Annotated in this window: 7 protein-coding genes; 2 read left to right on the top strand and 5 right to left on the bottom strand. The window is 64.0% G+C overall.

Annotated features, from left to right (window positions below; genetic code table 11):
* Positions 1 to 156: 156 nt before the first annotated feature.
* Genes JOZ76_RS30315 through JOZ76_RS30325 form a run of 3 tightly spaced genes read right to left on the bottom strand, consistent with a single transcriptional unit; the run spans position 157 to position 4785 of the window.
* Positions 157 to 1806, bottom strand: coding sequence for an acyl-CoA synthetase (locus tag JOZ76_RS30315; protein WP_291705009.1), 1650 nt, complete (start codon positions 1804 to 1806; stop codon positions 157 to 159).
* 26 nt (positions 1807 to 1832) lie between these two features.
* Entirely contained in the window at positions 1833 to 3725 is a 1893-nt protein-coding gene (locus JOZ76_RS30320; protein ID WP_291705011.1) for a TRAP transporter large permease, read from the bottom strand.
* Positions 3726 to 3765: 40 nt separating this feature from the next.
* Positions 3766 to 4785, bottom strand: a complete 1020-nt coding sequence (locus tag JOZ76_RS30325; protein WP_291705013.1) for a TRAP transporter substrate-binding protein — start codon at positions 4783 to 4785, stop codon at positions 3766 to 3768.
* A gap of 845 nt (positions 4786 to 5630) precedes the next feature.
* On the opposite strand from JOZ76_RS30325, the gene JOZ76_RS30330 reads away from it, so the two are divergent.
* Positions 5631 to 6749, top strand: coding sequence for a ring-opening amidohydrolase (locus tag JOZ76_RS30330; RefSeq protein ID WP_291705015.1), 1119 nt, complete (start codon positions 5631 to 5633; stop codon positions 6747 to 6749).
* A gap of 110 nt (positions 6750 to 6859) precedes the next feature.
* Here JOZ76_RS30330 and JOZ76_RS30335 read toward each other — a convergent pair whose 3' ends face one another.
* Positions 6860 to 7876 carry an alpha/beta fold hydrolase gene (locus tag JOZ76_RS30335; protein WP_291705017.1) on the bottom strand — a complete coding sequence of 339 codons (1017 nt, stop codon included), beginning with the start codon at positions 7874 to 7876 and terminating at the stop codon, positions 6860 to 6862.
* 1236 nt (positions 7877 to 9112) lie between these two features.
* A complete protein-coding gene (locus JOZ76_RS30340) occupies positions 9113 to 10339 on the bottom strand; it encodes an amidohydrolase family protein (RefSeq protein ID WP_291705019.1) in 1227 nt (408 codons plus the stop codon).
* 368 nt (positions 10340 to 10707) lie between these two features.
* Between JOZ76_RS30340 and JOZ76_RS30345 the strand changes: the two genes are divergently transcribed.
* Positions 10708 to 11694 (top strand): ABC transporter ATP-binding protein, encoded by a 987-nt coding sequence (locus tag JOZ76_RS30345; RefSeq protein ID WP_291705021.1) that lies wholly within the window; start codon positions 10708 to 10710, stop codon positions 11692 to 11694.
* Positions 11695 to 11735: the final 41 nt, after the last annotated feature.

Raw genomic sequence — 11735 nt, forward strand, 5'->3', positions numbered from 1 at the left:
GGGCCGTTGCGGCTGGTAGCTCTACCGTTGCCGCAGGCGCGGTCTGCTCTTTCCCCCGCTTGCGGGGGAGAGGTGGAGAGGGGGCATCGCGAGCACCGCTCGTGAGATTGCCCCCATCCTGGCCCTCCCCCGCAAGCGGGGGACGAATGCACCGAGCTAAGCCGAGATCGCCTTGGCCGACTGCACCTGGTCGCGCAGCATGAATTTCTGGATCTTGCCGGTCGAGGTCTTCGGCAACGGGCCGAACACCACGACCTTCGGCGTCTTGAAACCGGACATCTGGCCGCGGCAGAAGCCGATGATGTCGGCCTCGGTGGCGGAGGCGCCTTCTTTCAATTCGATGAAGGCGCAGGGCACCTCGCCCCATTTCGGGTCGGGTTTGGCAACGACCGCGGCGAACAGCACCGCCGGGTGCTTGTACAGGATGTCCTCGACCTCGACGGAGGAGACGTTCTCGCCGCCGGAGATGATGATGTCCTTGGAGCGGTCCTTGATGATGACGTAGCCATGCTCGTCGAGCACGCCGAGATCGCCGGTGTGAAACCAGCCGCCGGCAAAACATTCCTGCGTTGCCTTCTCGTTTTTCAGATAGCCTTTCATCACGATGTTGCCGCGGAACATCACTTCCCCGATGGTCTCGCCGTCGCGCGGCACCTGGCGCATCGTGTCGGGATCGAGCACCGTGATGCCCTCTTCCAGCGGATAGGCGACGCCCTGCCGGCGCTTCATCTGCGCGCGCTGGTCGGGGGAGAGCGCGCCCCAGCCCGGCTGCTCGGCGCAGACGGAGGCGGGGCCATAGGTCTCGGTCAGCCCGTAGACATGGGTCAGCTTGATGCCGATGCTCTCGGCGCCCTCGAGCACGGCGACCGGCGGGGCGGCGCCCGCGATCAGCCCGGCCACGGGCTTTGCTGCCTTGCCCTTGGGTGCGTCAGGCGCGTTGATCAGCGTGTTGTAGACGATCGGCGCGCCGCACATGTGGGTGACACCGTGCTCCTTGATGAGCGCAAAAATCCTGGTCGGCTCGACCTTGCGCAGGCAGACATTGACGCCGGCCGCGGCCGCCACCGTCCAGGGAAAACACCAGCCGTTGCAGTGAAACATCGGCAGCGTCCAGAGATAGACCGGGTGCTGGCCGAGCTGGCCGGCGAGAATGTTGGAGACCGCGTTGAGATAGGCGCCGCGGTGATGCGTCACCACGCCCTTCGGATTGCCGGTCGTGCCAGAGGTGTAGCCCAGCGCGATCGCGTCCCATTCGTCCTTTGGAGGCCTGGGCACGAAGGCCGAGTCGCCCTGCGCGACCGCGGCTTCATATTCGATCTCGCCGATCCGCTTTCCCCCCGCAAAAGCCGCATCGTCGACATCGATCACGAACGGCTTTGGCCCCTTCATCTGGGCCATGGCCTCGGTGATCACGCCGGAAAATTCCGGATCGACCAGGATGATTTTGGCTTCGCCATGGTCGAGCTGGAACGCGATCGAGGAGGCGTCGAGGCGGATGTTGAGCGTATTGAGCACCGCGCCCGCCATCGGCACGGCAAAGTGCAGCTCGTTCATCGCCGGGATGTTCGGCAGCATGGCCGCCACGGTGTCGCCTTCGCCGATGCCTTTGCTCGCGAGATAGGAGGCAAAGCGCCGGCAGCGGTCATAGGTCTCCGCCCAGGTGAAGCGCTTGCCCTCGTAAACGGCGCTGGGATGGTTCGGATAGACGGCGGCGCTGCGCGCGATGAAGCTCAAGGGGGAGAGCGCGACATAGTTGGCCGGATTCTTGTCCAGGCCGATCTCGTAGGAGTTTTGCTTTGCACTCATCAGCCACCTCCCGACTTGAAAAACGTTCAGAGGAATCCGATCGAAATCCATGGAAAGATTGCAACAATCACTAAGCCGACCAGCAGCGCCAGAAGGTAGCCCCAGATTGGTCTGATACCTTGCGCCGGGTCAACCCGCCCGATTGCGCAGGCCGCATAATAGCCGACACCGAAGGGCGGCGCGAACAGTCCGATGCCCATCGAAAGGATGATGATCATCGCATAATGCACCTCGTGCACGCCGACCGCACGGGCAATCGGGAACAAGAGCGGGCCGAACAGCACGATCGCGGGGATACCTTCGAGCACGCTGCCAAGGACCGTGAAAGCCACGATCGAGACCGCGATGAAGGACGCACCGCCCCCGGGCAGGCCGGTCATCGCGGCGGCCAGGGCCCGCGAGAAGCCGGACTGTGTCAAGCCCCAGGCCATGCCGGTCGCGGTGCCGATGATCAGCAGGATCGCGCCCGACAGCGCCGCGGTCTCGATCAGCATCGGCAGAAGCCTGCGCCAGTCGAAGCGGCGGTAGACCACAAGGCCGGTCAGCACGCCGTAGACGATGCCGATCGTGGACACCTCGGTCGCGGTCGCGACGCCCTCGACGACGGCGGCGCGGATCACGAAGGGCAGGGCGAGGGCGGGCAGGGCGATGACGAAGGTCTTTGCGACCTCGCCGGCGGTGGCGCGGCGGACATGGCTCAGATCCTCGTTCCGGTAGCGCCACCACACCAGCGCCGACAGCGTGATCGCCAGCACCACGCCGGGCAGCAGCCCGCCGGTGAACAGCGCCGAGATCGACACGCCCGTCACCGAGCCGATGGTGATCAGCACCAGGCTCGGCGGAATGGTCTCGGTCTGCGCGCCGGTTGCGGAGAGCAGGGCCACGAGATCGCCGGGGCGGGCGCCGCGCTGCTTCATTTCCGGGAACAGCACGGGGGCGACGGCCGCCATGTCGGCGGCTTTCGAGCCTGATATGCCCGAGACCAGATACATCGCGCCGACCAGCACGTAGTGCAGGCCGCCTTTGACGTGGCCGAGCAGGCTGGCGAGAAACGCCACCATGGCCCGCGCCATGCCGGTCATTTCAATCAGGAGTCCCAAAAAGACGAACAACGGCACCGAGAGCAGGATCAAATGGCTCATGCCCTCGTCCATGCGTCCGACCAGCACCATCAGCGGCGTGCGCGTGGTCAGCGCCAGGTAGCCAAAGATGGCAAGGCCGAAGGCGAAGGCAATCGGCACGCCGGCAAAGACGCAGAAGCCGGCGACGCCAACGAAGAAGATCACCAGGTTGAGGTTGCCGAGCGGTTTCAGCCATGGCTGCGCCAGCCAGAACACGGCAACCAGCACCGCCACCGAAATCACCGCCGCCAGCAGGATCTTCACATCTGCGGTCCGCGCCAGCCGCAACAGCGCAAACAGCATCATCAGGCCGATTCCCACCGGCAGCGCGGCGGCGCGCCAGATGTTCGGGATCTGCAGCGCGGGCGTGGTGATGAAACTTTCCTCATAGGCGTATTGCCACGACGGCCACACCACCATCGCAAGGAACGCCAGCGCTGCGCAGGTCGCGACCACATCGAGATAGGCGCGCAGCGCTGGCCCGGCCGCGCCGACGATCGCCGTCATCCGCATGTGCTCGGTGCGGCGGAACGCGACAGCCGCGCCCAGCATCGCAAGCCACAGGAACAGGATCGAGGCCAGTTCGTCCGACCAGATCAAGGGCTGGCGCAGGCCGTAGCGGGCCACCACGCCGGCGAACAGGATCACGATCTCCGCGACGACGAGCGCAGCGGCGGGAATTTCGACCAGCCTTCCCGCGATCCGTTCGATCATTGCCACCAGGGAAGGCGGGCGAGGGGACTGCACGATCGCCTCGCCTGCCGCGATATCCGCTACTTCGACCTGCACTTGCGCCATGTTGTGGACTTTGGCCCGTCCCTGCCCGCGCGCGAGCGATTTACGACAATTTGCCGACGGCTTTTTCCAGGAGATCCCAGGCCTGATCGCCGTATTTGCCTTTCCATTCCGCATAGAAGCCGGCGGCGCGGAGTTTTTCCCGGAACGGGGCCACGACAGGCTGGTTGAAGACCAGGCCTTTGCCTGCCAGGTCCTCCTTCAACGAGGCGTTCAGCTTGGCCACATCGTCGCGCTCGTTCACGGCCGCCGCGTTGATGTGTTTTGCGACGATCGTGCGCACATCCTGAGGTACGGCCTCCCAGGCGCGGCGATTGGCCAGGAACCAAAAACCGTCCCACATGTGGTTAGTCAGCGAGCAGAATTTTTGCACCTCATAGAGCTTTGCCGTCGAGATGATGGCGAGCGGATTTTCCTGGCCCTCGACCACCTTGGTCTGCAGCGCCGAATAGACCTCGCTAAAATTGATCGAGGCGGGCGCCGCATCGAACGCCTTGAACATCGAGGTCCACAAGGGCGAGACGGGCACGCGGATCTTGAAACCCTTAAAATCCTCCGGACCGTTGATCGGCTTGCTCGAGGACGTGGTCTGCCGAAAGCCGTTGTCCCAGATCTTGTCCATCACCACGAGGCCGGCCTTGCCGATCTCGCCGCGGACATAGCCGCCGAGATCGCCATCCATGGCCTTCCAGACCGTGTCGTAATCCGGGAACGCAAACCCGATGCCGTTGATCGATGCCGCCGGCACCAGGGTCGACAGGATCAGTCCGGACAGCGTGAAGAACTCGATGCCGCCGGAGCGGATCTGGCTCAGCATGTCCGTGTCCGAGCCGAGCTGGTTGTTGGGAAAGATCTGCAGGTCGAAGCGTCCGTCGGTCTCCGCCTTGATCGCGGCCGCCATCTCCTTGGCGCGGGTGTTGAGCGGATGGGAGTCCGGCAGGTTGTTGGCGTATTTGTAGGAAAACTCCGCGCTCTGCGCCCGCGCCACGAACGGCAAGCCGACGCCACCCAGGACCATCGCGGTGGCCGAGCCCTTCAGGACGGCGCGACGTGAAAGGAACATTAGTCTTCTCCCTGTTGTTGTTCTTGCCGGACGCCACGCAGGCGGTGTCGATGCCTGAGGCTTATTGCAGCGTCCGCGAATGGCGGCAATATCGGCTTTCGGTGATCGGGCCTGCATTGCCGCCAGAGGCAGAGAGCGCCCGCGAAAACCTGCGGAAGTCCAGGCAAATTTGCCAACAATTTGAGCTAAATCCCTGATCCTCCTGATGGAATAAATATTCCATAATATACCTTATGCGAATCGTCTATTGGCGTGCCGCGCATTCGCAAGCCGGGCGCAAAGGTTAGCAACCCGCAAGCTGGCCCGGCGTAGCAGCGCCGTTGGCGACGCCTCATCCGCAATGATGAGTTTGGCAAAGTCCGCCGGCGCGTCGGCCGACGCCAGCGCGGCATGAGGCGACGTCTGGCATCGAGGCCGGCTGATTTCAGGCTGTCGCCGGCAAATCGGCGAGACAATCTTCGCAGGCCGGATCGGTGGCATAGCTTGCGCGGTTCTCGCGGATCCATGCCTCCGCTGATGCCTTCGATCTGAAGTCGCCCACGTCCTCACATGACATACCGGGGCTCACGACCTCGACATACCAGGTGCCATCTCCACTGGCACGGGGCCTGAAGGTGATGCTTGGAGCCAACTCTGTCATGGAGCGTACAGCCTCCCCGCCACTGCTCATGCGACGCTTGTTTGACCGCACCGACAAGACGCGCAGTTTTCGCATTCAAGACCGGCCTGTGGCATTTAGCTCTTTTGTGTGGCTTTTTTTTGCGTGTCGCCGACGGCACCATTAATTTCGCCTTCGACCTTTGAGCTCTTTGGTTCGGGCGGCCGATATGTGAGAGGAAGCGCCGATGAGCACCAGAACCGTCGACGTCGTTCGCATTGCCACCAAAGGTCCGGGCGATGTCTCGGGCCTGCAAAACCTGATCGAGCAACGCAAGCTCGATCCGGCGTCGATCCTTGCGATCCTGGGCAAGACCGAAGGTAATGGCGGCGTCAACGACTTTACGCGGGAGTATGCCGTCGCCGCGCTGTGTGCGGCGCTCGCGCCCCATCTCGGTCTGCCGCCCCATGAGGTCGAGCGGCGGATCGCTTTCGTGATGTCCGGTGGTACCGAGGGAGTGCTCAGTCCGCACATTACCGTGTTTACGCGTCAGGAGGTGAGTAGCCGCGACCACGCCGAGGTCGCCGGCAAGCGCCTTAGCATCGGGATGGCGCAGACGCGCGACTTTCTGCCGGAAGAACTCGGGCGGCTGGCGCAAATCGAGGAAACCGCCAAGGCGGTCGCGGCCGCCATGGCCGACGCCGGCATCGTCAACCCACAGGACGTCCATTTTGTGCAGATCAAGTGCCCTCTCCTCACCAGCGATCGCGTCGAGGCCGCCTCTCGCCGAGGCGCCAAGACCGTTACGGCCAGCGCTTACGGTTCGATGGCCTATTCGCGCGGCGCTTCCGCGCTCGGCGTCGCGCGCGCGCTTGGCGAGATCGATGCGGGCATTCATGACGATGACGTGCTGCGAAACTTTGAGCTGTTCTCGTCTGTCGCATCGACGTCGGCCGGTATCGAACTAATGCACAACGTGGTCATCGTGCTCGGCAACTCGGCATCATCGGTGAGCCCGTTCGAGATCGGCCACGCCGTCATGCGCGACGCCATCGACGCCGGCGCCGTGATCGATGCGCTGAACAGCGTCGGCGTTCCTGTCGGCTCCGGGCCGGCGGCCGGCCGCGAACTGGTCAATGTCTTCGCCAAGGCCGAGGCCTCGCCGAACGGGACGGTGCGCGGATCTCGTCACACCATGCTCGAGGACACCGACATCAGCTCGACCCGCCACGCCCGCGCCGCGGTCGGCGGATTGATCGCCGGCCTCGCCGGGACGAGTGCCGTCTATGTGTCCGGCGGTGCCGAGCATCAGGGACCCCCGGGCGGCGGCCCCATCGCCGTGATCGCGCGGCTCGTCAGCGCATGATCCGGAAAAGTGCGAAGCGGTTTTCCCTCGCGCAAACGTGTAGCGTTTGCGCGGAGATCATGCGCCAAACGAAAATCTAAAGCGCGATGGCGATTCAATCCGGTCGCGCTTTAGGGCCGGGCCTTGATCCAGTCGATGATTTTTGGCCAGGCCTCTGCATGGGCCTCTCGCCCGACCAGGATGCCGAGGTGCTGCAGAGCGACCCCGGGCTCGCCCGGATAGGTCAGGATCGTGAATTTCTCCGGGCCCAGCGCCTCGGCGAGCGGGCTGACGGAATCGACCGGAGCCACCGCATCCGCCGTGTTGACCACGGCGAGCGTCGCCACCGACAGAGTTTTGGGTCCGATTGTCTGCTCGCCGAGTTGCAGGACGCCCCGGCCAAAACGATTCTCCCGATAGAGCCATTCGACGATTTCGCTCACCAGCTTTCCGGGCAGCGCAACCTCGTCGAGCGCCCAGCGCTCGACGCGGGCATGGATGCTCATGGCGCGGCGGTCCGCGGCCGATAGTGCGGCATCCACCCACCGCGACCAGACGAAGGTGTTGGGCGAGGCGACCGCGCTCATCTGCGACAGGATCGAACCGGGATAGGGATCGGAATCGGCGACCGGCGCCGGGACCAGCGTCACCAGCGCATCGCGAAACGGGCTTTCGTCCGGACGAAAGCACAGCGGCGAACCAAGCAGGACGAGCCCGGCGATGGTGGACGGTGCACTGGCGGCATGCAGCCCCGCGAGCGTCCCGCCGAGCGAATGTCCCAGCAGGGCCGGTTTTGCGTTCCCTGCCCGATCGGCGATGCTCTTCAGCGCCGTCGCGATGGCCTCGCTGCAATCGGCCATGCCGACAGCGCAGGTGTCCTGCGATGCGGGCAGCCATTCCAGCAAGTGGACGTGCAAGCCCGCAGCAAGGCAGCGCCTGACGACGCTGACATCGGGCGTGAGATCCCAGATGTAAGGCCGCTTGATCGGCGCTGCGACGATCAACACCGGGCTGGTTTCCGTCCCGGAACCATAGTCGCGCAGGCGCCAGAACGCACCGGCAGTGATCACGCGATACGGTGTTTCATCCGGGCCGAATCCGAGCGCGGCTAGGGCATTGCCCTGCAGATGGCGGAATGCGTCGATCATGCTGAACTGCATGTGGCGGACGGTGACGGCGAACGGCGACGCAGCGTTCGTCCGATCGCTCGGTTGATCTCGTTCCATCCTCGCGGTTTTCGATGCCTGCGCTTTGGAGGTCATCAGATCAGTCCTCCCGGGGAAGCTGCCCTGCTCTCTTGCCAAGAGAACGTCAGGACGTCAGATCGGCGCCGACAGTCAACGACGACTTGCCATGCGCGTCAATGATCCAGCCGCGATGCTCGCCAAAGTTTGTTTTCCGGCACATCCTACGATCTTATGATGGCGGCGCGATCTCCGCGCGTGACTGGAACGAATGGCATGACTCGCGACACTGGCACGCACAATGGTCGTGCCATCATCGCCGACAAGGACAGGATGCTTGCCGCGCTGTCAGAGCGCCACGGATTTCCCGATCCACATCCGTAGTTGTGTAGGGCGGGCAAGAGGCGCGTTTGCGCCGTGCCCACCGTTGCTCATGACAGCGAGTATTCACGCTGGACTCGCACCGCCTAGCCCACCCGACAGATCTCACTGCACGACGGGCAATTCGCGCATGTGCGTCATGCATGAACTGCCCGTCGCGCCAATCTGCCGCAGCCTGATGCGCTTGTCGTGTCGGGCAAATCAGAAGCATCTTCCCGCTCGTCCCGCGCCCATTGAGGGGCGCTTCGCGGTCGTCACGAACGTTGGGCGCGGGATGCGATGGACGCGGTAATTTCAGGCGCTTTTGCGCAAGACGACTGAGACGCTGCGGACGGCGAAATCGTGTGGTCCTGGTGCCCCGACGCTGGCACCAAGTTCGCAAGCCGCCATGAGCAGCGTGCGGGCGATGGGAGCAAAAGAGCCCGGTTCCCAGGGAGAGCGCGTATAAGCCGTAACACCATTGCGCAGGGAAGGCCGGATGTTTCCGCCTTCACCTGTGGTTCCTTCCCCGTGCTTTTCTTACGCACGGGGGCCGCGGGTGCGGCGGGCACCCGGCCTTCCCTGCGCCCTCTGCGATTCAGAGGGTAAGGATTGAGCAAGACCCGGACGCAAGTCGCGCCGCGGGCGCGCTGAACTTTGCCTTGGAAAATGCTCGTCATACTCTCCGCTGTCATGCTCCGCGAAACTGGGCGTCCAGTATTCCAGAAGCGGCAGCAGTGCTCGAGCGGATAGACCGCAGCGTACTGGATCGCCCGGTCAAGGCCGGGCGATGACCTCGGTAGAGGCTGCTGGCCCGGTCGCTAGGGATGACAGCCGATCCTACGGCGCATGAAGCTTCGGACGCTCCCACGTGAAGGACAGCCGGCCGCGCTTAAAACCCCAGAGCGGTTGCGCGAGCGTTGCGATTGTCGCGGCGGGATCCTTGGCGTCGATGCAGACGAGATCGGCGAGGCCACCGACCGCGATGCCATAATCGTCGAGCCGCAAGAGCTTTGCGGCGGCGCCCGTGATCATGTCGAGGCAGCCGGCGAGATCGTCCGGCCGGGCGACGTGACAGACATTGGCGTAGAGGTTCGCCATCCGGATCAGCGATCCGTCGCCATAGGGCGTGAAGGGATTTTGGACATTGTTGGTCGAGATCGAGCAGGTGACGTCCAGCTTGCGCAGCGGTTCGAGCGGCACGACGCCGCGCGGCACTGCATGATCGTGACGGCGCCCCATCAGATGCAGGTCGGTCGATGGCAAGACCGTGACCGCAACGCCTGTGTCGGCAAGCCGTCGTGCGATCGCATTGAAGCGCTCGGGCGGCACGAGCGACATCTGCGTGACATGTCCGACTGCGACCCGCCCTCCCCAGCCGTATTCCTCGGTCTTGCGGCAGACGTAGTCGATCTGCATGCCCTCGGTGGTCTCGGCGAGATCGAGATGCATGTCGATCTCGGCGTCGAATTCGCGCGCGATGGCAAAGATGCGGTCGATCTGGCCGCGCGGGTCGGTGTCGAAATAGGGTGCCGCCCCGATGGTCCGCGCCCCTCGCCGCAACCCTTCGATCAACAACTCCTCGGTGCCGGGATAGTTGGTGAGGCCCTCCTGCGGGAACACGCAGATTTCCAAGTCGAGCGCCCAGGCATAATCCTGCTTGAGCTGAGTGATGGCATCAAACCCGGTCATCCCGATCCCGGGATCGAGCTCGACATGGGTGCGCATGCGCATGGTGCCATTGACGATACAGCGCTCCAGCGTCCGCCTCGCCCGCGCGTAGACGTCCTCGGCGGTGAAATTGCGCTTCGCGGCGGCGATCTGCCGCGCCGCCTCGGCGACCGTTCCTTCCTCGATCCGGCAGCGGTCGAGAATGCAGGTTTTGTCGAGATGAATGTGGGTCTCGATCAGCCCGGGCACGACAAGGCAGCCGGCGGCATCGATCTCGCTGGCCTCCGCCCGAAGGCCTGGTTCGATCGCGGCAATCTCGCTGCCGACGATGCCGATGTCGACGAAATGAAGCTCGGCGTCGTGCAGAATCCGAGCGTTGCGGATGATCAGGTCCATTCGGCGTCCTTCAAGAGCTCTGTCCATCGCGCCGCAGTGCGCCCGCATGTCAAGCCGATTTCGCCGGACACGCACGGCATCAGCATACCCGGCTTCAACCCGCCCTTTCATCGCCTTAGTGCGATTGCTTGGGAGTTCAAATCAATGAAGCAGCCGACCTGCTCGAGGGATGACCGACCGATTAAGCGGCAGCATGGCTATTTTTTGCGCAATCGTTCCAAGCTCCGTCCGCGCCGTTACCACGCACGCTCCGACAAAACAGCTATCGTTCTGACCTTGCTGATGATTTCGGTCGTTTGCGCACCGATATCGGCTTGGCATGGGCCTTGCGAACACATTGCTGCATTTTGCAATTCCGTGGCTCCTGCATGGCATTACCCGCAGCTCTTGAACTCGTCTCCGTCACCAAGCGCTACGACGCGACTGTCGCCGTCGATACGCTCGACCTCAAGATTCCCGCCGGCACCTATTGCTGCCTGCTCGGCCCTTCCGGGTGCGGAAAGACGTCCACCTTGCGCATGATCGCAGGCCACGAGGCCGTCAGCGAAGGCGACATCATCCTTGGCGGCCACAACGTCACCGACCTGCCGCCGGCCAAGCGCGGCACGGCAATGATGTTCCAGTCTTACGCGCTGTTTCCGCACCTGACCGTGCTCGACAACGTCGCCTTTGCCTTGAAGATGCGCGGCATCGACAAGAAGGCGCGGCACAAGCGCGCGGGCGAACTGCTCGAGCTGGTTGCGATGACCCCCTACGCCGGGCGGCTGCCGTCGCAGCTTTCCGGCGGGCAGCAGCAGCGCGTGGCGCTGGCGCGCGCGCTCGTCACCGAGCCGCAGATCCTGCTGCTCGATGAACCGCTCTCCGCGCTCGATCCGTTCCTCAAAGGGCGTATGCGCGCCGAGTTGAAACGGCTGCAGCGCGAACTTGGCATCACCTTCATCCAGGTTACCCACGACCAGGAAGAGGCGATGGCGCTCGCCGACCACGTCGTGCTGATGAATGGCGGGCGGATCGAGCAGCAGGGTTCGTCGCGCGACATCTTCAACCGCCCGCGCACCGAATTCGTGGCCAAGTTCATTGGCGGCCACAATGTCCTGAGCGATGCCGGCCAGCGCATCGCGGTCAGGGCCGACCATCTCGCCGTCGTTGCCCTCGCCGACGACATTATCGGCTCCCCTGCCCGCCTGGTCGATGCCGAATATCTCGGCTCCTACGTCGCGCTGTCGCTGACGCTCGACGATGGCACCGCGCTGTTTGCCCATGTGCCAGAGGATGCCTTCGAAGCCCATCCGTTCACGCCGGGAGATCGCGTGCTCGCGACGTGGGACCCGGCCAAGGCGCAGCCCTTGCAGTAACGACACGATCCGACCTCGCCGCCTTCAACAACACAAGCATA

Source organism: Bradyrhizobium sp. (genome assembly GCF_019244115.1).
Taxonomy (GTDB): Bacteria; Pseudomonadota; Alphaproteobacteria; order Rhizobiales; family Xanthobacteraceae; genus Bradyrhizobium.